The sequence below is a fragment of the Achromobacter sp. HZ34 genome (assembly GCF_002209485.1).
GTDB lineage: Bacteria > Pseudomonadota > Gammaproteobacteria > Burkholderiales > Burkholderiaceae_B > Bordetella_C.
The window spans coordinates 129,581-151,591 of sequence record NZ_NJIX01000006.1 but is presented as its reverse complement, the minus strand read 5'-3'; the positions used below and the strand labels follow the sequence as shown (position 1 = coordinate 151,591).

The 22,011-nt window shown below is 66.0% G+C and carries 17 protein-coding genes and 1 tRNA gene; 10 read left to right on the top strand and 8 right to left on the bottom strand.

Annotated features, from left to right (window positions below):
* The first annotated feature begins 6 nt into the window (after positions 1 to 6).
* Positions 7 to 642, top strand: a complete 636-nt coding sequence (locus tag CEY05_RS22925) for an isochorismatase family protein (protein WP_088599583.1) — start codon at positions 7 to 9, stop codon at positions 640 to 642.
* Between the two features lie 18 nt (positions 643 to 660).
* Here CEY05_RS22925 and CEY05_RS22920 read toward each other — a convergent pair whose 3' ends face one another.
* Together CEY05_RS22920 and CEY05_RS22915 are read right to left on the bottom strand one after the other, a co-directional pair.
* Complete coding sequence (locus CEY05_RS22920) at positions 661 to 1,041, bottom strand: hypothetical protein (RefSeq protein ID WP_088599582.1); 381 nt, start codon at positions 1,039 to 1,041, stop codon at positions 661 to 663.
* A 93-nt stretch (positions 1,042 to 1,134) separates the two neighbouring features.
* Positions 1,135 to 2,043: a LysR family transcriptional regulator gene (locus tag CEY05_RS22915; protein ID WP_088599581.1), complete on the bottom strand. Its 909-nt coding sequence runs from the start codon at positions 2,041 to 2,043 to the stop codon at positions 1,135 to 1,137.
* Positions 2,044 to 2,226: 183 nt separating this feature from the next.
* Here CEY05_RS22915 and CEY05_RS22910 point away from each other — a divergent pair, with 183 nt between their 5' ends.
* The 5 genes from CEY05_RS22910 (at position 2,227) to CEY05_RS22890 (ending at position 7,128) form a co-directional block, all read left to right on the top strand.
* The gene (locus tag CEY05_RS22910) at positions 2,227 to 3,213 is read left to right on the top strand and encodes a tripartite tricarboxylate transporter substrate binding protein (protein ID WP_158219396.1); all 987 of its coding nucleotides are present in this window, start codon (positions 2,227 to 2,229) and stop codon (positions 3,211 to 3,213) included.
* 13 nt (positions 3,214 to 3,226) lie between these two features.
* Complete coding sequence (locus CEY05_RS22905) at positions 3,227 to 4,165, top strand: amidohydrolase family protein (RefSeq protein WP_158219395.1); 939 nt, start codon at positions 3,227 to 3,229, stop codon at positions 4,163 to 4,165.
* A gap of 9 nt (positions 4,166 to 4,174) precedes the next feature.
* A complete protein-coding gene (locus CEY05_RS22900; RefSeq protein ID WP_088599578.1) occupies positions 4,175 to 5,170 on the top strand; it encodes a hydroxyacid dehydrogenase in 996 nt (331 codons plus the stop codon).
* A gap of 115 nt (positions 5,171 to 5,285) precedes the next feature.
* Entirely contained in the window at positions 5,286 to 5,987 is a 702-nt protein-coding gene (locus tag CEY05_RS22895; RefSeq protein WP_088599577.1) for an RraA family protein, read from the top strand.
* Positions 5,988 to 6,138: 151 nt separating this feature from the next.
* Positions 6,139 to 7,128, top strand: a complete 990-nt coding sequence (locus CEY05_RS22890) for a tripartite tricarboxylate transporter substrate binding protein (RefSeq protein WP_088599576.1) — start codon at positions 6,139 to 6,141, stop codon at positions 7,126 to 7,128.
* Positions 7,129 to 7,192: 64 nt separating this feature from the next.
* Here CEY05_RS22890 and CEY05_RS22885 read toward each other — a convergent pair whose 3' ends face one another.
* Both CEY05_RS22885 and CEY05_RS22880 read right to left on the bottom strand, forming a co-directional pair.
* Positions 7,193 to 7,660 (bottom strand): hypothetical protein, encoded by a 468-nt coding sequence (locus CEY05_RS22885; protein WP_143220588.1) that lies wholly within the window; start codon positions 7,658 to 7,660, stop codon positions 7,193 to 7,195.
* Between the two features lie 214 nt (positions 7,661 to 7,874).
* The gene (locus tag CEY05_RS22880) at positions 7,875 to 8,156 is read right to left on the bottom strand and encodes a DUF3253 domain-containing protein (protein ID WP_088599574.1); all 282 of its coding nucleotides are present in this window, start codon (positions 8,154 to 8,156) and stop codon (positions 7,875 to 7,877) included.
* Between the two features lie 34 nt (positions 8,157 to 8,190).
* Here CEY05_RS22880 and CEY05_RS22875 point away from each other — a divergent pair, with 34 nt between their 5' ends.
* On the top strand, positions 8,191 to 8,595 hold the full coding sequence (locus tag CEY05_RS22875; protein WP_233161667.1) for a cupin domain-containing protein: 405 nt from the start codon (positions 8,191 to 8,193) through the stop codon (positions 8,593 to 8,595).
* A gap of 138 nt (positions 8,596 to 8,733) precedes the next feature.
* Here the strand turns inward: CEY05_RS22875 and CEY05_RS22870 are convergent, their stop codons facing one another.
* Together CEY05_RS22870 and CEY05_RS22865 are read right to left on the bottom strand one after the other, a co-directional pair.
* A complete protein-coding gene (locus CEY05_RS22870) occupies positions 8,734 to 9,507 on the bottom strand; it encodes an aldolase (protein ID WP_088599572.1) in 774 nt (257 codons plus the stop codon).
* A gap of 104 nt (positions 9,508 to 9,611) precedes the next feature.
* Positions 9,612 to 10,592, bottom strand: coding sequence for a tripartite tricarboxylate transporter substrate binding protein (locus tag CEY05_RS22865; RefSeq protein ID WP_088599571.1), 981 nt, complete (start codon positions 10,590 to 10,592; stop codon positions 9,612 to 9,614).
* Between the two features lie 185 nt (positions 10,593 to 10,777).
* Between CEY05_RS22865 and CEY05_RS22860 the strand changes: the two genes are divergently transcribed.
* On the top strand, positions 10,778 to 11,365 hold the full coding sequence (locus tag CEY05_RS22860; RefSeq protein WP_088599570.1) for a helix-turn-helix domain-containing protein: 588 nt from the start codon (positions 10,778 to 10,780) through the stop codon (positions 11,363 to 11,365).
* A gap of 21 nt (positions 11,366 to 11,386) precedes the next feature.
* On the opposite strand, the gene CEY05_RS22855 is transcribed toward CEY05_RS22860, so the two are convergent.
* A complete protein-coding gene (locus tag CEY05_RS22855; protein WP_088599569.1) occupies positions 11,387 to 12,769 on the bottom strand; it encodes a PLP-dependent aminotransferase family protein in 1,383 nt (460 codons plus the stop codon).
* 176 nt (positions 12,770 to 12,945) lie between these two features.
* Between CEY05_RS22855 and CEY05_RS22850 the strand changes: the two genes are divergently transcribed.
* Complete coding sequence (locus CEY05_RS22850; protein WP_088599568.1) at positions 12,946 to 13,179, top strand: hypothetical protein; 234 nt, start codon at positions 12,946 to 12,948, stop codon at positions 13,177 to 13,179.
* A 230-nt stretch (positions 13,180 to 13,409) separates the two neighbouring features.
* Here CEY05_RS22850 and CEY05_RS22845 read toward each other — a convergent pair.
* Positions 13,410 to 13,485 (bottom strand) — tRNA-Lys (locus tag CEY05_RS22845).
* A gap of 515 nt (positions 13,486 to 14,000) precedes the next feature.
* Here CEY05_RS22845 and CEY05_RS22840 point away from each other — a divergent pair.
* Complete coding sequence (locus CEY05_RS22840; RefSeq protein ID WP_088599567.1) at positions 14,001 to 22,004, top strand: type I polyketide synthase; 8,004 nt, start codon at positions 14,001 to 14,003, stop codon at positions 22,002 to 22,004.
* Positions 22,005 to 22,011: the final 7 nt, after the last annotated feature.

Here is a 22,011-nt window from a genome sequence, read left to right as displayed (position 1 = left end):
CGAGCGATGACCGACTTCTTCGATATGGCAGGCTACGGCGAAAATCCGGTGGGGTTCGGTAAGACGCCCGCCGTTCTCGTCGTGGATTTCCAGCGTGCATTCACAGACCCCACGTTGCCCGCGGGCAAATCGCCCCATATCCACGCCGCGGTCGAAAATACCGTTCCCCTGCTGGCCGCGGCACGGGCAGCCGGCGTGCTGGTCGTCTCTTGCTACACCGCCTGGAGCAACGAGCGCGGCATGATCCCCTGGAAGACCACCGCGGTGCGCAGCGGGATGTTTTATGGCGACCCCGCCACGGAGATGGACTCCCGCATCTACGACCCGCGCCACGACGTCAATCTGGTCAAGGCGGGTCCTTCCATTTTCTTTGGCACGCCACTCAGCACCATCCTGCACAGGAATGGCGTCGATACCGTAATCATCGCGGGCTGCACGACGTCAGGCTGCGTGCGCGCATCGATCATCGACGCGTTCTCCTACGGTTTCCGCACCATCGTGGCCAGCGATTGTTGCGGCGACATGGAAGCCGGCCCCCACGAAGCGAACCTGCTCGATGTCAGCCGCCGTTATGCCGACATCGTCGACTCCCAAACATGCATCGACTATTTTGACCAGATCAAGGCGGTCGCCGTCGGATAGTTGCAGTTTCTGGGCGCCCTAACCCTTGGGCAGCGCGATGCGCCCGCCCTTGCGCCTGGGCTTCGGTTCCACGCCTATGCGTTCATCGCGCGCCAGCACCAGCGTCGCTACCTGCTGGGCCGTGTCCTCGAACTCGGGGGCGCTTTCGGGAACGTACAGCCACTTGCCCAGCACAGGATGCGGACGCAATGCCGGCAGGTCTTCAACCAGCGCCGCATGGCGGTCGCGCGAGGTGCATACCAGCAGGCCGTTCCAGGGATCGCCACGGTCGGCGGCCACCAGGCATAGCTGGCCGTCCAGGTACGCGGCCAGGCAGCCGAACATGGGCTTGCATAGATAGGTCTCCTCGCGATCGAGGAGGTCGAAGATCCAGGCGAGTGTATTCAAGGCGGCAGGCATCGGTAAATTCCTTCAAGACGATAGCGACGCTGCGCACACCGGAGCCCCGGATGCCGTGGGCCCGGCAGGGGGGAGTCGCCTTGCGCCATCGCATCAGTCCATTTTATGGAACAGCGCCTGCCCATGCTCGCGCAACAACTCCACCAGCTTCTCCGCCGCGGGTGACAGGCTGACATCCTTCGGATAGGTCAGCCCGAAATTGCGCACCAGCGTGGTCGTCTCCAGCGAAATCTCACGCAAGCGCCCGCGGCTGGCCTGGATGGTGCGCCGGGAAACGAAGCTGAGCAGATGCGTATCGGCAATGACGCGCGGGATCAGCGGAATGGAATTGGTCTCGATCTGCGTCTGCGGCGGCGCCAGGCCGCGCGATTCGAAAACCTGGTCCAGCCACACGCGGCTGGCCACGCTGACATTTGGCAAGGCCCAGCGATAACGCGCCAGCTGCTCCAGCGTCACCGGCTTACGGGCGCGCAAAATGGGATGTCCGGCGCCCGCGGCCACTACTACGATGTCTTCAAGCAAGGTGTCGTAGACGAACTCGGCATCGTCATGTTCAGGCACGAAACCCAGAACGAGATCCAGATTCCCATCACGCAGTTCGATACGCGACTCGTAATTCATGCGGATCAACAGCTTCAGCTGGACGTCGGGGGCCTCCTGCAGCAGGCGCTGCGAAATGGTCGGCAGCAGGTATTCGGCACCCAGCGGCCCGCAGCCCAGGCGCACGATGCCGGCCGTGCCCTGCCCCAGCGCGGCGACCTCGTCGCGCACGGCGTCCGCGGCATTGAGCAGCGGTGTGGCCCGCGTGAGCAGGGCCATCCCTGCCGCGCTCAGGCGCTGCCCACGGCCCACGCGTTCGAACAGTCGCGCTCCCACCGAGGCCTCCAGGCGCGTGATGGCCTTGATCAGCGCCGGCTGGGAACGATGCACCGCATCCGCCGCGCGCCGGGTATTGCCGGTCTGGGCGACAGCAACGAAATACTTGAGATCACGCAGGTCCATGGACTTTGATATCCAAAAGGATTCAATTGATCAAAATTTTACAGTAGACCTGATCAATCATCCGCGTCGACAATTTTGGCAGTGCCGGGACATGACGCTCTCGATGCGTCGGCACACCGCAAAAGGGCCGCACTCAGCCCCATGCAATGACAACAACAGCAACAACGAGACGGAGACGACATCTTGACCTCATCGCCTGGCGCCCTGGCCGGACGCGTACTATGCGCCGCCGCCCTCAGCCTGTCGGCCGCGGCACACGCCGACGACCATTACCCTGCCCGTCCCATCACCCTGGTCGTGCCTTTCGCGCCGGGTGGCAACATCGATACGACGGCCCGCATCATTTCCGCCGAGCTGGGCCGCCAGCTCGGCCAGTCCGTGGTAGTGGAAAACCGCGCCGGCGCGGGCGGCGTGATCGGCGCCACCTACGTGGCGCGCGCCAAGCCCGACGGCTACACCTTGCTGCTGGGCAACTCCGGCCCCAATGCCGTGGCCAACGCCGTCAGCAAACGCGTGCCCTATGACGGCGTCAGCAGCTTCACACCCATCTCCCCGATCACCACCAATCCTTCCGTACTGACGACCTCGACCAAGGTGCCCGCGCGCGACTTCAAGGGGTTCCAGCAGTACGCGCAGTCCCGGGAGAAAGGCGTCACGGTGGGCATCGCCGGATATGGCTCCTACACCCATCTGGTGGCCGCGCTGATCAATGACAAAGGCGGACTCAAGGCGACCATCGTGCCATACAAGGGCACCGGACCGGCCGCGACCGACCTGATGGGGCAGCAACTGGACGCCATGGTCGACCAGATCACCACGGCCGCGCCGCTGGTGCGCGATGGCCGCGTCAAGGCAGTGGCCCAGACCGGCGAACAGCGTTCGCCCCTGCTGCCCGACGTGCCCACGATGGCCGAACAAGGCCATCCCGAGCTGACTTCGATTATCTATACCGGCCTGTTCGGACCGGCGGGCATGCCGGCCGACGTCACCGCCAAGCTGGCGGCAGCCATGGACAAGGTGCGCGGCAACGACGCCGTGCGCCAGCGCTTCAAGGAAATCGGCGCGGATGTTTCCACCGTGTCGAACGCCCAGTTCCCCGATTACGTCCGCGCCGACGCGCAGCGCTGGGCGCTAGCCGCCCAGCAGGCGCACGTGTCGGTCGATGAGTGAAAGGGAGATGACGATGGCAGCGTCGTCCTTGCAGGCAGGGTGCCTGGCACCAGGTGAGGCAACCGCAGGCTCCGGCGCTTCAGCGTCGGGCGTCTGCGACTGCCACATCCATATCAACGATCCGGCCTATGCCTATGCGCCTGGCGCGGATCTGCACCCTCCCCCCGCCACCGTGGCCGCGTACCGGCCCCTGCGGCAGGCCCTGGGCATCACTCGCGTGGTCGTCGTCCAGCCATCGAGCTACGGCCTGGACAACCGCTGCACGCTCGATGCAGTGCAGCGCTTCGAAGCGGAAGGCGTGGCGGCGCGCGCGGTGGTGGTCATCGATGCGGACATCGCCGAAGCCGACCTGGTTGCCCTGCACCAGGCCGGCGCGCGTGGCGTGCGCTTCAACCTGCTGCGTCCCACGCCGGTGTCCGGCGACGCGCTGGCCCGGGTTGCACGCCGCATCGCGGCCTGGGGTTGGCACCTGCAGTTGCATGCCGGCGCGGACACCATCGCGGCGATGGCGCCGGCGCTGCTGGACCTGCCGGTGCCGCTGGTGATCGATCACATGGCACGCCTGCCCGCCAGGCAGTGGGACGCGCATCCCGCCATGGCGGCGCTTGCCAGGCTGCTGGCGCGCGGCCGCACCTGGGTCAAGCTGTCCGGCCTGGAACTGGACGGCGCCGCGGACGCGCCGGCTTACTCGCCGCAAGCCGCGCTGGCGCGCCGACTGCTGGATATGGCAGCGGACCGCATGGTGTGGGGGACGAATTGGCCGCATCCCGCCACCGCCTGCCGCGGCGAGCCCATGCCGGACGATGCCGCCCTGCTCGACTGGATGGCCACCGTGGCGCCCGATGACGCGCTGCGCCGCCGTGTCCTGTGGGACAACCCGGGCCAGCTGTATGGCTTCGAGCAGCACATCGCTGAGCCCGCCGCGACGGCCGCCACGCCCATTTCTTCCTGAGAGCCTCCGATGACCCATACCGTTTTCGTTACCGCCCCCAAGCTCGCGCAAGCGGGCGTGGACCTGCTGCAAGCCGCCGGCGCGCGCGTGATCTATCTGCCGGATGCCGATGACGTCGAGGGCGTGCGCGCCATCATGGCCCGCGAGCCCATCGATGCCGTCATCTCCCGCACCGTGGCCCTGGATGCCCAGGCGATCGCGGCGTGCCCGACATTGAAGGTCGTCTCCAAGCATGGCGTGGGCGTCAGCAATATCGATGTGGCCGCCTGCACCGAACGCGGCATCCCCGTCTACATGACGCCCGGCGCCAACGCGCAGTCCGTCGCGGAAATGACCCTCGGCTTGCTGTTCGCCGCCGCGCGCCGCATCAACTGGATGGATGGCGAACTGCGTGCCGGCCGCTGGTCACGGGCGCAGGATGGCCTGGAACTGCAGGGCCGCGCGCTGGGCCTGGTGGGCTTCGGCCAGATCGGGCAACGCGTGGCGCGCGTATGCCTGGCGCTGGGCATGCGCGTGCATGCGCACGATCCGGCCTTGCGTGGGGCATCCAGCCCGGTTGCCGATGTCACGCTGTGGGACACGTTGGACGACATGTTGCCGCGGTGCGACGTGCTCAGCCTGCACGTGCCTTTGAACGCCCACACGCGCAATCTGCTGGATGGCGAACGCCTGGCGCGCCTGCCCAGGGGCGCCATCCTCTTGAACACCGCGCGCGGCGAAGTCGTGGACGAGGCCGCGCTGGTGCGTGCGCTGCAGGACGGCCAGCTTTATGCTGCTGGCCTGGATACCATGACCATCGAGCCCCTGCCGTCCGGCAGCCCGCTGCTGCAGCTGCGCAACGTGGTGCTGACGCCGCACGTCGGCGGGTCGACGCCGGCGGCGCTGGCGGGCATGGCCTCCGGCGCCGCTCGCAATGTGCTCGGCTACTTGCGTGGTGATACCGTCGATGCCGCGGCGTGCGTGAACGCGGAAGTGCTGACGCGCGCCGCCACGTCGGCCGCCTAGCGCGGAATCTTTCTTGTGAAGCCACGCCGGCGGCTTGAGGCAGCATTTTTCTTGCGCTGCCACGCCGGTGGCTTGAAGCGGGCCTTTTCTTTTTGAAGATTTTCTGGAGCGATCTATGACGACAACCTCGACGCAACCTTCCTGGCCGGCCGGCTACCGCATCAATCCGCGTGCGGCCGGTCCCGCGGCCGACATCGTGCAGGGCTTCCAGGGTCTGCCCGCGGCAGCCATCGGCGATGCCATGAGCCGCAATGTCGGCACCCTGGGATTGCGCCAATATCACGCCAGGCTGGACACGACGATCTGCGGGCCGGCCTTCACGGTGCGGGTGCGCCCGGGCGACAACCTGATGATCCACAAGGCCCTGATGATGGTGCAGGCGGGTGACGTGCTGGTCATCGATGGCGGCGCCGACCTGACGCAGGCGCTGGTGGGCGGCCTGATGCGCACCACTTGCGTGGCGCGCAAGCTGGCGGGGCTGGTGATAGACGGCGCCGTGCGCGACCTGGTCGAATGGGCCGAGGACGGCATGCCCATCTGGGCGCGCGGCCACACGCACCGTGGGCCGACCAAGGACGGTCCGGGAGAGATCAACGTGCCGATCACCTGCGCGGGCATGGCGGTACTGCCGGGCGATCTCATCGTCGCCGATGCGGACGGCGTGATCGCCGTGCGTGCCGATGAGGCCGCCGACATCCTGGCCCGCACGCGCGCCCATCTGGAGAAGGAAGCCAAGATCCGCGAGACGAATCGCACCGGTAGCGCGGATCCTGAGCGCTTCGATGCGGTGCTGCGGGCCAAGGGCCTGCCTGTCTGAACGGGCGTTGCTTTTTTTGTGCAGTCCAGGCGCCGGGGCAATGTGGTGCCATGTAGGACCATGAGCGCCGGCGCAGCCGTTACCATGAAGCCAGCGCTGGCATCGGCGCGATATACAGCGGCAAAACCGCGATAAGAAACAGGAGACTCACATGGATCGACGTCATTTCCTCCAGGCAGCGGCGACCGCCGCGCTGGTGCCCTCCGCGCTGATGCCCGCCTGGGCGAGGGCGCAATCGGCCGACTGGCCCAAGTCGCCCATCAAGCTGGTGGTGCCCTTCCCGCCGGGCGGTGGTACCGATACGGTATCGCGGCTGGTCGCGGAAAAGCTGACCGTGCTGGACAAGTGGCAGGTGATCGTGGACAACCGCCCTGGGGCGGCCGGCAATATCGGCCTGGACCAGGTCTCCAAGGCCCGCCCCGACGGCTACACGCTGGCCATGGCGCAGACCTCCAATATGGCGATCAATCCGGCGCTGTATGCCAGCATGCCTTTCGATCCATTGAAGGACCTGACGCCCATCGTCGAAGTGTGCGCGCAACCCGTCGTGCTGGTCGTGCGCAACGAGTCGCCCTTCAAGACCTTGGCGGACCTGGTGCAGGCGGCCAAGCGCGAGCCGGGCAAGTACACCGTGGCCCAGGCCGGCCTGGGCACGGTGGGCCATCTGGCTGGCGAGATGCTGGTACGGGCGGCGGGCATCCAGATGATGCAGGTGCCGTACAAGGGCGCGGGTCCGGCCATGACCGATCTTCTGGGGGGCCAGGTGGACACGTACTTCGGCAGCGCGGCGTCGGTGATGCCGCAATTGCAGGCCAGGAAGATACGCGGCCTGGCGGTCACGTCCGCGCACCGCTTGCCGGGGCTGCCCGACCTGCCGACCGTGGCCGAACAGGGTTATGCGGATTTCGAAGCCACGACGTGGCTGGGGTTGGTAGGGCCGGCGGGATTGCCGCCGAACGTAGTGGCGGCCGTGAACGCCGCGGTCAATGCCGTGGTCGCCCGCAAGGAAGTCCAGGATCGCCTGCTCGCCGAGGGCAATGCCCCGCTGGGCGGCACCGCCCAAGCGTTCGCGCAAGTGATACAGGGCGAACATGCGAAGTGGGGCAAGCTGATACGGGAGGCGAAGATCAAGGTGGAGTAGGAAGGATCGTCAGCGTCCCGTTGCCGCGCGCTTGCCTGGAGACAGCGAGTCCGCGTGCGGCAGCTTAGTCCTGCAGCGTCTTCACCCAATCGCGAAAGTTCTCGTTCTCGAACTCCCACGTCTCGTTGGGCGTGCGTGTGAGGACCATGAGGCGGCTCAGCGCGCCCAGGGCCTTCTGCACAGACGTTGCTTTAAGACCCGGGACGCCAAGCTGCTTGCCCAAAATGGCGCGGGATGCCTGTGAGTATGGCCGGCCTAACTCCAACTGGATTTCCCCGCCTACCCCGGCAGCCTTGGCACTGGCTTTCACATTTTTCACCGGCTTGAGCAGTGCGAGCACGCGGCCCATTGCACCCTTGGGCTCAGCCGCCTCCTCCAGCGCTTGCAGCAGCGCAAGCGCCGGGCTCTGCGTCTGCCACAGGTCGGCGCAGGCCACGGTGAAACCCGCTTTTTCCGCCGCGGGCTTGAGGTCTCGCATCAAGAACTGCGTCTTGCCGGGCCGGCGTGGCGCGAAAATGGTGGTCGACTGCACGGGCCCCGCCGTCAGGAGCCTCAGGAACTGCTGCGCCAGGCTGCGCCGAGGAAAGTGCCAGGGGACTGAGATGTCCACAATTATCCCAATTATCTTCAATCTGGATATTTATACCGACCAAGGATAATGCAGATAACGCGCGTTCACTGCTGCAAGAGTGCCTTCCTCCACGCACGACCGCCTGGCTCACAACGCTGCTCACATCCCTGGCCGCTCAGCCAACCTTCCCTGGAAACCTCGGACCACGTCGCAAGCGGATCGGGCCATGGTCGATCGCGGCGGGATCCAGGGTGGCTTCGCCTTGCGTGATCACGATGATCTGCTTGCGCGCCAGTTGCGCGGCCACTTGCCGGACGGCGGGCATCGAGGCGCGCCAGTCGGCCTGCTCGTCCACGAGGGCCCGCGCCACGTCGGACGGGCAGATCGAGGCGGTGGCGGCACGATGGCCGAGCAGGTCCAGCATGCAATGTTCGATCCGCGCATTCGTCAGGGCCATGGGATTCTCACGCCGAACAGTCGGCTTGGTTAATATGTCGCGCACTCAGGATAAATCCGTCCTTGATCCACCGACAAATGAAGGCAGTTCGATGACCATACAGAAATTCGCCCAGCTTGAAGTTCCCGGTCTGCTTGGCGAAAAAGAGGTACACCCCGGTTCGTTGGGGGACGTGAAAGCCGAAACCCGTTCGCTCGACGTCACGATAGCCAACCGGCCGGGGTGCGAAACCGGTTTCTGGGAATGCACGCCGGGAAGCTTTCCAAGGACGATCAAGTCTGGCGAAATCATGCACATCCTGGCGGGCGCCGGAAGCTTTCAGCCGGAGGACGGTGACAAGGTGAACTTCGCCGCTGGCGATACGCTGTTCTTTCCCGCCGACACGCGCGGTCTCTGGGAAATCCGTGAGACGGTGCGCAAGCTGTACGTGATGGTGTGATATTCACGACAATTCGCCCTGACGATGAAACGCCACCTTTTCAAGGTGGCGTTTTTTTTCCTGATCCCGTGCGCAGAGCCCCGCACTGCGGGGGGGCGGGCGGCCGCCAGCAGGGTGATCGGCACCTCGGTCAGCCGATCAAAGCGGCGGCAGTTCCCGCCGCGCGCGCCGCGAGTAATAGGCGAACGTCGCCTCAAACCGTCGCGGCGTGCTGACCCACTTCTGCGCCTCCGCGCCCAGGTCATGCGGAATCGGCTGGATCTCGCCCGCGGCCATCGCCAGCAACTGCAGCCGCGCCGCGCGTTCGAACATCACACCCAGCACGCAGGCTTCTTCCACGCTGGCGCCGCACACCAACAAGCCATGGTGCGAAAGCAGGATGGCCTTCTTGTTTCCCAGCGCGCCGCTGATGATCTCGCCCTCCTCATTGCCCACCGGGATCCCGGGCCACTTCCCCAGGAACGCGACCTGGTCATACAGCACGCAGGTATCCATGTGCGAGATATTCAGCGGCACTTCCAGCATCGCCAATGCCGACGCATGCGGCGCGTGCGAGTGGACGATACAGTTGATGTCGGGCCGCGCGCGATACAGCCACGAATGAAAGCGGTTGGCGGGATTGGGCATGCCTTCGCCCTTCAACACGTTAAGGTCTTCGTCGACCAGCAGCAGGTTGTCGCTGGTGATCTCGTCGAAGCCCAGGCCCAGGCGCTGCGTCCAGTAGGTTCCCGGCGTCTCCGTGCGCGCGGTGATCTGGCCGGACAGACCGGAATCGTGTCCGAAAGCGAAGAGGATGCGGCAAGTCTCGGCGACCGCCTCGCGCAGCGGCATCTTCTCCGTGCGCAGATCGCTTTCCATTTTCTTGAGCGAAGCACTGACGATTTCGCTCTTCTTCAGTTGCATGGTTTCCATGTATGTCTCCTGATTCGAGAAGAGTGTAAAGGGAATATCCGAAGGAATCCGTAGCGGGGCATGTCGTGCCGTGTGCGAGGCACGCAGTCGCCCCGTTCAGGCGGTCACTTTTCTTTCGCCTTGGCCATGATCTTGGCCCAGCGCGTGTCTTCCTCTGCCACGAGGCGCCGGAACTCCTCTGGCGAGGACGACGCCGTGGCCGTACCCTGCTTGAGCAATGCGTCCTTGAATGCGGGATCCGCCACGACCTTGGCCACCGCCGCATTGAGTGTGCTGACGACCTCGGCCGGCAGGCCGGCCGGGCCGATCAGCCCCGACACCGAGCCCGACACGATGCCCGGGAAGCCCAGTTCCGTCGTGGATGGCACATCGGGCGCGCTCGCCAGACGCTGGGTATTCGCCACCGCCAAGGCGCGCAGCTTTTGCGAAGCGACGAAGGGCATTACCTGCGGCGTTGCCTCGAACGTCATGTCCACCTGCCCGGCCACCACACCGGTCACCGACTCGGCGCCGCTCTTGTAGGGCACGTGCAGGAACTGGATGCCCGCCGCCTCCTGCAGGATCTGCATGCCTTGATAGGGAGAACTGCCCACACCCGCGGTGCCGAAGCTGATCGAGCCGGGCTTGGCCTTGGCCAGCTTGATCAAGTCGCCCAAGCTGGTCGCTGCCACGCCCGCGTTCACGGCGATGAGATGCGGTGTATTGCCGACGAGGGAAATGAAGGAGAAGTCCTTCTTGCTGTCGAATGAAGCCTTCATGTCCGTATGCGGGTTCACGGCCAGGACGCCCATCGTGGTGAACATCAGCGTGTAGCCGTCGGGTTTGGCGCGCCGGATGAAGTCGGCCGCGATGTTGCCGCCGGCGCCGGGGCGGTTCTCGACGATGATGCTCTGGCCAAGCTGTTCGCCCAAAGCCTTGCCGGTGGCGCGCGCCACGATGTCCGTGATCCCGCCCGCGCCGAAGGGGACGATGAGGGTGACCGGGCGGTCCGGATAAGCGCCGGCCAGCGCCGGCGCCGAGCACAGCGACAGTGCGGGAACACAGGCAAGCACGCTGAGCAGCGCGCGGCGGTGCGATGGCTTCATGGATATATCCCCTTTTGCTGAGAATGCATTGATGTCGATCAAAAGACACTGCAGTGTTTATAATGACACAATGGTGTCCTATCGGGCAACTCAAGTTGATCCGGTAAAACCCTCGGTCTAGAATTTCCGCTTTGCGCAAAGCAGCCCGATACGGCTGCGGCGCGGTCAGGGGTATTTGCAGGGACATGGAAGACAAACCGCGCGACAACGCCTTGGGGGAACGCCTGGCATCGTTTCGGAAGCTGAACGCACTGACCTTGGAGCAGGTGGCGGAGCGCGCCGCATTGACCAAGAGCTATCTTTCCAAGCTGGAACGTGGCCTGTCGTCCCCGACCATCGGCACGTTGCTGAGGTTGGCGAAGGCGCTGGATATCAGTGTCGACCAGTTGATCGGGACGTCCGCGCAGTCCAGCGAGGTTTTGCTGGTGCGCGCTGCCGACCGGGTTCCTTTCAGCCCGTCGCGGGAGCGCCTTGGCTACACCTATGAAGCCATCGCCTCCGAACGCCTGGACAAGGCGATGACCCCATTCATGATGACCCCGCCGTTTTCGGTGGAGGCCGAACACGAACTGGTCAGCCATGCGGGCGAGGAGTTGATCTACGTCGTCAACGGCGACATGGAGGTCATCTTCGCCGACCACACCGTGGCGATGACGGCCGGCGACTCGCTGTACTTCAATGCCTCCCTGCCCCACCGGTCACGCTCGCTGGGCAACACGCCCGCGCAGGCGCTGGTCGTGGTGTCGGATCCGACGAAGCGGCGTGGCGCGTAAAGTGCGGGGAGGATGCGCCAGCTAAACCACGGCCGCGCTGAACGGCTCGGGTTGTCGCGCCAGCAGGTGAGACAGCCGTTGCAGGGCCGCCTGTAAGCGTCCACGGTCCTTGATGCTGCCCAGGGAGATGCGGACGGCATTCACGGATTGGCTGCCGGTGGCGAAGGCTTCCGCCGGCGTAACGGCTATGCCTTCGCTGTCGGCGGCACGTGCGAACTGCGCGGAGGTCCAATACCCCGGCAATTCGAGCCATACATGCAGGCCATCGCCAGCGCCGCCATACCGCCCCGCCAGGATATCCCCGGCCATCCGGTAGCGCAGGCGCGCCTCCTTGCGTACGCCTTCCATCAATCCGGCAGCCGAACCATCGAGGATCCACTGCGTGGCCAAGGCAGCCGTCAGAGGGGCGACCATCAGCGCGAATGATCTCAGTGCAACCAGGAAACGCTCCCGCTCTTGCGGGTCTCGTATGAGCACGAAGGCCACACGCAGGCCGGGCGTCAGGCATTTCGACAGGGTCGAGATGTAATACACCTGCGCCGGCGCAAACGTGGCGATGGGCGGCGGCGGGGCATCGGCAAGCAGCCAGTAGGGATCGTCCTCGATGATGCGTACATGGCAGCGCTGCGCGATGCTGGCAAGTTCCTTGCGCCGGCGCTCCCCAATGGTGACGGCCGTCGGGTTTTGCAATGTCGGATTGAGGTACACCAGCGCAGGCTTGTGCTTGCGGCACGCTTGCTCAAGCATCTCCGGCACCATCCCGTGCCGGTCCGCTCCCACTGCAATGATGCGCCGGCCGAATTGGGTCGCGGCGGCACGCAAGCCGGGATAGCTGGTCGGCTCTGCCAGGATCACATCGCCAGGCTCCGTCAGCGCAAGGATCAACGCGGCGATCGCCGCCTGCGCCCCTGGACAGACGAGGACCTGTCCGGAATCCAGATATCCAAACATCGGCTCCAGCCATTTGGCTCCCGCCTGGCGGTCGGAGTCGCTGCCCCCGCCCAGGTGGTAAGTCATCAGCAAGTCGGTATCCGCCCCCATCAATACCTGGGACAGGCCTTGCTTCAACATGTCGTCGAAGTCCACGCCATCCGGCGGCGGTGGGGTATTCATGCTCAGGTCGAGGACCGAGGTCAATTCGACTTTCGGCGCGGCGACATAGGTGCCGCGCGCGCCACGCCCCTCCAGAAGGTGGCGTCGCCTGGCTTCGTCGTAGGCGCGCGTGATCGTCGTCAGGTCGACGTCCAGCTGTGCCGCCAGCTGGCGCTGCGGAGGCAGCCGGTCACCGGGTTTCAGCGCCCCGCCTGCCATCGCCGCCTGCAACGCATCCGCGATCTGCAAGAAACGGGGGCCGCCCTGCGCGGTCAAGCGCGGCAACCAGCGGGGCAAATTGTCGTGTTGCATGGCTGTCAAAGGCGGCGTTTTTCTTCGATGTATGGATATTGCTTTTTAGTAGTATGTCTGTAAACGCGCAACGACTGCCATACAAGAACCGCGGTCGCCGACGTTTCCGCCCCCCTGATTCGGGAGGTGGTGCTCTTCACAGCAGGCAGAGTCAAGTCATGGCTGATAAATCTCAAATGATCGATTGGATCCCGGTAGTCTTCCTTACCTTCAAGGTGCTCGTGTTCGGCACGTGCATGTTCTTCGCCATCAAGTGGCATTACGACCAGGGGAAGAAGGGGAAAGACACGCGCGCATTGCTGCTCACGAGCGGCAAGGTGGTTGCCGTCTTCGTCGTGGTGCTGGTTGGCGTCCTGTTCCTGGCCTTCGGCCTGGCCAGGATGCTGGGTATGGATATGAGCCTTCCCTGAGGGCAAAGGGTGGTCGGCGATAGCGTGCGGCTGCCATGGTCACCCGAAGATGGCCATGAAGCGAGCGCTGCGCCATGTTGCTCGCCGCGGAGGCAAGGACTTACGCCGTTCCATCGGGCAGCGCGAAGGAGAGCAATAGGCCAGGGCATCGACCAGGCATTCTGCAACGCCGTCGGCATAGCCAAGACGCAAAAAGCCCACCATGAAGGTGGGCTTTTTACTTGATATTCTGGTGGGCTGTGAGTGGCTCGAACACTCGACCTACGGATTAAGAGTCCGCTGCTCTACCAACTGAGCTAACAGCCCGGCAAGCTACTTTGCTTGGCACTTCGTGCCGCGCTGCAACTGCTGAGAGGGAGAATTATACATAGTTTTTTGCGCTTGTCCAACGCCGCGCCAATCTCGGAGCAAAGTAACAGCGAACCTGTCGGCGCCGCGCGACAGCCCGGCCGCCTCCTCTTTGCATCCCGGCTCGCGCCTGTTCCTGGAAATCCCTCGACAGCTTCTCACCTGTCCACGGCGGAATCGCCCCCACGCCTTCCACCGCCACTTACGTTGCAATTCCATCCGCGCATCTCGCGCGGACATACGTAACGCCGCAATCGCCATATTCAACATGACCGAATATTCACGCGCGCCGCACTCGCGCAACGCAACGCGCGAGATTACGTTTTTCCAGTGCCGGAGTATCAATTGAAACGCCAATTCAACTTCTCCAAACGTCCAAGTAAAGTGGCACACCAATAACCCAGCCCGATCGAAAAAGCCCTGGCTATACGCGCCTGCGGCATGAATCAGACGTGACGCTGTAAGGACCGTTCATGGGGAAGCGTGTCGCTATCGTTGGCCTCGCATTCAGATTCCCAGGCACCACGGCCGCAACGTATTGGGCCGACCTGCTTGAAGGCAAAGACTTGATCACGCAGGTCCAACCCGGACGCTGGTCATCCGATGCCTATCTGCACCCGGACAAGGAACAACCCGGCACCGCGTATACCCACGCGGCCGGGACCATCGGCGATATCACCGGCTTCGATGCCGACTTCTTCGGCATCTCGCCACGCGAAGCCGCACAGATGGATCCGCAACAGCGCCTGCTGCTGGAAATGACCTGGGAAGCGGTGGAAGACGCCGGCATCAAACCGACCTCGTTACGCGGCAGCGATTGCGGCGTCTACATCGGTATCGCCAGCGCCGACTACGCCTATCGCATGGCTGAAGACATGGACGTGGTCGATGCCTCCACGGCCACCGGCAATACGTCCAGCACCGCGGCCAACCGGCTGTCGTATTTCTTCGACCTGCGCGGCCCCAGCATGGCCATGGACACCGCCTGCTCGTCATCGCTGGTGGCGTTCCACCAGGCCTGCCGCGCCATCCTCGGTGGCGAATGCAGCCATGCCATCACCGGCGGCATCAGCCTGCACCTGCACCCCTACGGCTTCATCTCCTTCTCCAAGGCGTCCATGCTGTCGCGCCGCGGCCACTGCAGCGTGTTCGACGCCGCCGGCGACGGCTACGTGCGCTCCGAAGGCGGCGGCGTGTTCATCCTCAAGGACTATGACCAGGCCCTGGCCGACAGCGACCGTATCCTGGCCGTGGTCGCGGGCACCGTCGTCAATACCGATGGCCGCAAGACCGGCCTCACCGTCCCCAGCGCCGACGCCCAGGCCGACTTGATGCGGCGCGCCTACGCACAGGCCGGCATCAAGCCCATCGAACTGGACTACCTGGAAGCCCACGGCACGGGCACCGCGGTGGGCGACCCCATCGAGACGCACGCCATCGGCGCGGCACTGGGCCAGGCACGGCCCGCCAACCGGCCACTGCCCATCGGCTCCATCAAAAGCAATATGGGCCACCTGGAACCAGCCTCCGGCGTGGCGGGGCTGGTGAAAGCCATCTACACCTTGATTCACCGCACGGTGCCCGCAACCATCGGCGTGCGCAATCTGAATCCCCACATCGACTTCCAAGGCTGGAATATCGAGGTCGTCACCCAGAACCGGCACCTTAAACCACGCGGCAAGCTGACCGTCGGGGTCAACTCCTTCGGCTTCGGCGGCGCCAATGCGCACGTCATTCTGCAAAGCGCGCCCCGCCCCGCCCAGGCCCCCGCGACCAAGCTGATCAAGAATGCCCCCGTGCCGCTGGTCGTCACGGGCCGCACGCAGCAAGCGCTGCGCGCATCCGCCGCGGCGCTGGCCGCCGCCCTGCGCGCCGAACCGGATCGGCCGATCTATGACTTCGCCTATCACGCCACCCGCCGCCGCGACTGGCACGCACAACGCGCGCTGGTGTTCGCCAGCGACCGGAAGCGCGTCGCTGCCGACCTGCTGGCCCTGGCGGAAGACCAGGCGCCCAAGCTCTCCGTGTCGATGGCCACGGGATTGCGCAACGCGCGCGGCCCGGTCTTCGTCTACTCGGGCAATGGTTCGCAATGGGCCGGCATGGGCAGGCGGCTCATGGCCGACCCGGTGTTCGCGGCGGCGGTCCACGAGGTGGATGCGCTGTTCGCGGAATACGCGGATTTCTCCGTGGCGGCAGCGTTGGCAGGAGACCCGGCAACCACCCAGGCACTTACATCAGCGACCGCCGTTGCGACCGAAACGACGGTCGATAGACCCACGGACGCCGCCGCGGAAACCGTCGCCTCCGACCGCTACGACCGCACCGAAATCGCCCAGCCTGCGCTCTTCGCGCTGCAGGTGGGCATCACCCGCATGTTCGCGCAACGCGGCGTGGTGCCGCTCGCCACGATGGGACACAGCGTGGGTGAAGTGGCCGCGGCCTGGGCCTGCGGCGCGCTGACCCTGCCCGAAGCCGTCAAGGTGATCTATCACCGCAGCCGCTTGCAAGGCCAGACGCGCGGCCAAGGCCGCATGAGCGCCGTCGGCCTGGGCGCCACGCAGGCGCAGGCCTTGCTGGACGAACTCGAAGCAGGCACCCGCCTGGTGCTGGCCGGCGGCAACAGCCATCGCGGCGCCACGGTCGCTGGCGATCCCGCCGCGCTGGACCTGATGGAAGAAGTGCTGCGGGAACGCGGTGTCTTCCATCGCCGGCTGGATCTGGACTACGCCTTCCACAGTCCGGCCATGGATGCCATCGAAGGCGAGATCAAGCATGCGCTGGCAGACCTGCACTGCGCGGACAGCGACGTCGCCTTCTATTCAGCGGTAAGCGGCACCCAGGAAGCAGGCAGCAAACTGGATGCGACGTACTGGTGGCACAACGTGCGCCTGCCGGTTCAATTTTCCGAGGCCTGCCAGCGCGTCATCGCCGACGGCCTGAACGTCTTCGTGGAGATAGGCCCGCATCCGGTCCTGCGCGGCTACATCAAGGACGCCCTGGACATCGCGGACCGGCCCGGCCGGATCCTGATTACCGCCGCCCGCAACGAAGACCTGCCGGCGCGTATCCACGATGCGGCCGGCCAGACCATACTCAGCGGCGCCGACGTGGACTGGCAGGCGCTGTTCCCCTGGAAGGGCGAACATACGCCCATGCCCGCCTATCCCTGGCAACGGGAACGCCACTGGTTCGGCGACACGCCCCAATCCCTTGGCGTGCTGATGCGCGAACGGGTCCACCCCCTGCTGGGCTATCCCGTCCGCCAGCACGAAGGCGTGTGGGAAAACATCCTGGACACCGGACGCCATCCAACGCTGGCCGACCATGTCGTGGGTGGCGCCGCCGTCTTCCCCGGCACGGGTTTCGTGGAACTGGCCCTGGCCGCCGCCATGGAATGGCAGCCGGGCAGCTATGCGGACATCGAAGACCTGGACATCCGCTCGCCCTTGGTGCTGAACGCCGCCCCGGGCAAGCGCGTGCGCCTGGCGCTGGACCACGAGGACGGCCGTTTCCGCATCCTCGGCCGCGACATCAACGGCGATGCGTCATGGACCGTCCACGCCGGCGGGCGCATCCGGCGCCAGGCCAATGCCACCTGCCTGCGTGGCGCGGCCGCCGTCACGCCGCCGATGCGCGAACCGGACTTCGACGAAGGCGAGCACCACGCGCTGACATGCGCCGTGGGCCTGGCCTATGGCCCGGCCTACCGCGCCATCGTCCATGGCTGGCGCCTGGCCGCCGACACGGTCTTCGCCCGGCTCAAGCCGCCGGCCAGCCTGACGCAGGAACTCAGCACCTCGCACCTGCATCCGGCCCTGCTGGATTGCAGTTTCCAGCTTCTCATCCATCTGCTGCGCGACGATCCCGCCATGGGCCAGGGCATTGCCTTCGTCCCGGCGCGCATCGGGCGCGTCAGCCTGCATGCCGGCCAGGGCCTGCCACGCTATGCGCAGGCGCGCCTGCGCCGACGCGCCCCCCATTCAGTGGGGGCGGATTTTGCGCTCTACGACGGCCAGGGCCGCCTGGTGGCCAATGTCGACGACGCGAATTTCCGTGCGGTCAGGCTGGCCAAGCCGGCCGCCGAGCAGTTCGACTACGTCGATTGCGTGCTGACGCCGCGTCCCCATCTGTATGCGCCCATGCCGCCGCAAGCCCTGCCCGCCGCCGCGCTGGAGGCACGCTTGCGCGAGCTGTGGCCGACGGTGCCGGACCATGGCAAGGGCCAGGGCAGCAGCAGCGAGGAAACGGACCGCTACAGCCAGGAAGTCGACCCTTTGCTGGAGAGCCTGTGCGACCGCTATGCGATCGAGGCGTTACGCACACTGGCCAAGGATGGCGCGCGGCTGACCAACGCCCAGGTGGAACGCCACACGCGCCAGCATCCCCGCTCGGCCCCGCTGTACGAGCACGTGCTGACCCGGGCGACGTTGGCCGGCTATGCGCACGCCGATCCGACGGGATGGACGCTCAAGGATGACGCGGCGAACGAGGCCGAGAAGGCGGACGAAGCCGACCAGGCGGATGAAGCCAGGGAAGCCACCGCCGCCGACATCTGGAACAGTCTGCTGCGCGACTACCCCGACTACTTTCCTGCCATCCTCGCCGCCGGCCGCGTCGGCATGCATCTGCCCGCGCTGCTGACCGGTACCGTGGACATCGAACAGATCGTGCCGCGCTCGGCCACGCCGACGGCGCTCAGCCGCATGGTGCTGGGCGCCGCACGGGGCCAGATGCTGGCCGAAGCCTTGGCCGAAGCCCTGCAGCGCGCCGTATGCATGCGCGCGCCGGGCCAGCGCATCGCCGTACTGGAAGTCGCCCAGGGCCTGCCGCTGATAGGCAGCGCGTGCTGCGCGGTGCTGGACTTCGACGTGGCGGACTACCGCTATGCCTCGCCCGACCCCGATGCCGTCGAGGCCGCCCGTCACGGTCCGCTGGCGGGATATCCCCTGGCAAGCGCCGTCGCCATAGGACCCGATGCGCCGTCGCCCGATGGCGAACGCTACGATCTCGTCGTCCTGCATGGCGAATTCGATACGCTTGAACGCTTCCGCCAGGCGCTGGCCTACGCCCGCACCAGTTTGCGCTCGGGCGGCAACCTGTTACTGCGCGGCACGCCGCCCACGCCCTGGATGGATTTCCTGTTCGGCGGACGCACCTCCTGGTGGCTGGCCGGCAAGGACGGCAGCCATGCCCCCTTGCCGACGGCGGAAGACAGCATCGCCGTCTTGCGCGAAATGGGCCTGCATTGCGCGCCGGCCATCACCCTGAGCGCGTATCCAGCGTCCGCCCCCTACCTGATCCTGGCCAGCGCGCCAGCCATGGACGAACAGGCGCCGGCCCCGGCGTCGCGCACCCGCCTGCTGATTGGCGATGAACAAAGCGCGGCCCTGGCCCAGGCCTTGCGGCTGGAACTGGACGCAGCCGGCCAGCAGACCGTGCTTGCCACGGACGTGACGCCCGCGTCAGTAGCGGAGGTTCTGCGCCAGGCGCGCAGACGCCACGGGCAGGTTCACGACATTGTTTTAGTAGAGGGATGGCAGGCGGGTTCGGACATGAACCCGGCCATGAACTCGAACATGAATTCGGACACCGGTTCGGACACAAGTGCGAGCACGGGTTCGCGCACGACGTCGAACAGGGATCCGCGCACAGGTTCACCCGCGCCCGAAGCGCCCTCCTTCGACGGCCTGGTGCGCCGATGCGCGCTGGCGGCCGCCATCATCCAGGCCTGCGAAAGCAGCGACCCCACGGCGAGCGCGCCGGCCACCATCTGGCTGGTCACCCGCAACGCCGGCCTGGCCATGGGCGGCGGCGATCCACGCGAAGAAGGAATCTTCGACGCCGCGCTGTGGGGCTATGGCCGCACGCTCGCCAACGAAGCCACCAATTACCGCATGCGGCTGGTCGACGTCATGGCCACGACCGCGGTACCGGCCTTGGCGTGCGAACTGCTGCATCCCGACCTGGAAGATGAAATCCTGCTGGACGCCGACGGCGCGCGCCGGGTCCCACGCGTGCGCGTCGTGCCCCGTCCCGCTGAATGCGCCGTGAACGGCATGGACGGCCTTGTAGACGACCTGGAGCATGGCCGCGACACCAGCCCTATGCAGAATCCGCCGGCCACCCAGCCGGCAGCCCAGGCAGCCGCCCTCCCACCGATCACGCACGCCACCGGCCCGTTGTACGCCCGCCTGGACTTCGACCTTCCGGGCCAGCTGCGCAACCTGCATTGGCAGGCCGTTCAATCCATTGCGCCGGCGCAAGACCAGATCGAAGTCCGTGTCGCCGCCACCGGCCTGAACTTCCGCGACGTCATGTACACCCTGGGCCTGCTACCCGACGACGCCATCGACAATGGCTACGCAGGTCCCACCCTGGGATTGGAATTCGCCGGCGAGATCACGCGCCTCGGTGCCGCGGTCACCGGCTACAAACCGGGTGACCGGGTCGTCGGTTTCGGCCCGTCCAGTTTCGGCGAACACATTCTGACGCAGCCCAGCGCCATCGTAACCATCCCCGCGGACTTCTCCTTCGAAGCCGCGGCAACCATACCCAGCACCTTCTTCACGGCGTGGTACGCGCTGCACCATCTGGCACACCTTGAGCCCGGTGAAAAAATCCTCATCCACGGCGCCGCCGGCGGCGTGGGGATCGCCGCCATCCAGCTGGCGCAGAGCCTGGGCGCCGACATCTACGCCACCGCCGGCTCGGACGAAAAGCGCGACTTCCTGCGCCTGATGGGAGTGACGCACGTCTACGACTCCCGCTCCCTGTCCTATGCCGACGAGATCCTGGCCGATACGGGTGGCGAAGGCGTGGATGTCGTGCTGAACTCGCTGGCCGGGGAAGCCATCAACCGCAATCTGCATGTCCTGCGCCCGTTCGGCCGGTTCCTGGAACTGGGCAAGCGCGACTTCCACGAAAACACCCGCATCGGCATGCGCCCATTGCGCAACAACGTCAGTTACTTCGGCATCGATGCCGACCAGCTGATGTCGGCCCGGCCGGACCTGACCCGCCGCCTGTTCGGCGCCATGATGGGCGGCTTCGGGGAAGGCCTGCTGCATCCCCTGCCCTACACCGTGTTCGACGCCAACGACGTGGTCGACGCCTTCCGCTACATGCAGCAGGCACAGCAGATCGGCAAGATCGTCGTCACCTATCGCCATGGCATCCGCCACATCCGGGCGCCGCGTCCGTCAGCACCGCAGCGCTTGCGCCTGCCGGCGCAAGCCACCTACCTGGTGACGGGCGGCCTGGGCGGCTTCGGCCTGCGCACCGCGCAATGGCTGGCCGAAAAGGGCGCGCGCCATCTGGTCCTGGTCGGCCGCCGTGGTGTGGCCGACGACACCGCGCGCGCCGCCATCGCCGCGCTGGAGGACCAGGGCGTGCAGGTTCATGCGCAATCCTGCGATGTCACCGACGAACAGGCGTTGCAAGGCTTGTTGCAGCACATCGCCCGGGCCCTGCCTCCGCTGCGCGGCATCGTCCACGCGGCGGTGGTCATCGAGGATGGCCTGGCCCGCAACGCCAGCGCCGAGACGATAGAACGGACCATGGCCGCCAAGGTCCTGGGCGCGCAGCACCTGCACGCCCTGACCCAGGCGCTGCCGCTGGATTTCTGTATCTATTATTCCTCGGCCACCAGCCTGTTCGGCAATCCCGGCCAAAGCAGCTACGTCGCGGCCAACCACGCGCTGGAAGCATTGGCGGTACAGCGGCGCGACCAGGGCCTGCCCGCCACCTGCGTGCGCTGGGGCGCCATCGACGACGTCGGCTTCCTGGCGCGCAACGAGAAGGTCAAGGACGCCCTGCTGGCCCGCATCGGCGGGCGCGCCCTGGCGGCGGCGGCCGCCCTGGACGCACTGGAAGGCCTGCTGCTGGCCGACGCCAGCGGCCAGGCCGTGCTCGATCTCCAGTGGCCCACCCTGGCCCGCCTGCTGCCCACCGCGGCCGCCCCGCGTTTCGTCGAACTGGCACGTGGCGACCGTGACAGCGACCAGGATCCCACCCACGACGTTGCCCACCTGCTCGCCACCCTGGACGACACGGCGCTGCATGCGGCCTTCGGCGACATGCTGAAAGCCGAGATCGGCGAGGTGCTGCGTGTAGCGCCGGACAAGATCGACCCTGAACGCTCCCTCTATGACATGGGGCTGGATTCCCTGATGGGCGTGGAGTTGATCGCCGCGCTGGAAAGCCGCTTCGGCGTCAGGCTGCCGGTGATGACCTTGTCGGAAAGCCCCACCGTCATCAAATTGACCGCCAGGCTGATCGCCATGCTGCGGGGCGAAGGCGCGGCGGCGCCCGCGGACCGCACGTCGTCCATGGTCGAGAAGCTGGTCGCCGACCACGCCGCCGACATACCGGATGCGGCGGTCGCGCAGTTCGTCGCCGATATCAAGAGTGGCAAAACCGAAAACGGCAAACCCGAAAATGGCAACGCCGCGCCGCCACACCGCATGACCCCATAGGCCACCC

Bases quoted from the DNA above. Each gene is read 5' to 3' on its own strand.
- CEY05_RS22925 (WP_088599583.1), top strand. From the start codon at position 7: ATGACCGACTTCTTCGATATGGCAGGCTACGGCGAAAATCCGGTGGGG.
- CEY05_RS22905 (WP_158219395.1), top strand. From the start codon at position 3,227: ATGGCAGCGTCGTCCTTGCAGGCAGGGTGCCTGGCACCAGGTGAGGCA.
- CEY05_RS22840 (WP_088599567.1), top strand. From the start codon at position 14,001: ATGGGGAAGCGTGTCGCTATCGTTGGCCTCGCATTCAGATTCCCAGGC.
- CEY05_RS22920 (WP_088599582.1), bottom strand. From the start codon at position 1,041: ATGCCTGCCGCCTTGAATACACTCGCCTGGATCTTCGACCTCCTCGAT.
- CEY05_RS22875 (WP_233161667.1), top strand. From the start codon at position 8,191: ATGTCGCGCACTCAGGATAAATCCGTCCTTGATCCACCGACAAATGAA.
- CEY05_RS22900 (WP_088599578.1), top strand. From the start codon at position 4,175: ATGACCCATACCGTTTTCGTTACCGCCCCCAAGCTCGCGCAAGCGGGC.
- CEY05_RS22855 (WP_088599569.1), bottom strand. From the start codon at position 12,769: ATGCAACACGACAATTTGCCCCGCTGGTTGCCGCGCTTGACCGCGCAG.
- CEY05_RS22880 (WP_088599574.1), bottom strand. From the start codon at position 8,156: ATGGCCCTGACGAATGCGCGGATCGAACATTGCATGCTGGACCTGCTC.
- CEY05_RS22860 (WP_088599570.1), top strand. From the start codon at position 10,778: ATGGAAGACAAACCGCGCGACAACGCCTTGGGGGAACGCCTGGCATCG.
- CEY05_RS22890 (WP_088599576.1), top strand. From the start codon at position 6,139: ATGGATCGACGTCATTTCCTCCAGGCAGCGGCGACCGCCGCGCTGGTG.
- CEY05_RS22915 (WP_088599581.1), bottom strand. From the start codon at position 2,043: ATGGACCTGCGTGATCTCAAGTATTTCGTTGCTGTCGCCCAGACCGGC.
- CEY05_RS22850 (WP_088599568.1), top strand. From the start codon at position 12,946: ATGATCGATTGGATCCCGGTAGTCTTCCTTACCTTCAAGGTGCTCGTG.
- CEY05_RS22865 (WP_088599571.1), bottom strand. From the start codon at position 10,592: ATGAAGCCATCGCACCGCCGCGCGCTGCTCAGCGTGCTTGCCTGTGTT.
- CEY05_RS22870 (WP_088599572.1), bottom strand. From the start codon at position 9,507: ATGGAAACCATGCAACTGAAGAAGAGCGAAATCGTCAGTGCTTCGCTC.
- CEY05_RS22895 (WP_088599577.1), top strand. From the start codon at position 5,286: ATGACGACAACCTCGACGCAACCTTCCTGGCCGGCCGGCTACCGCATC.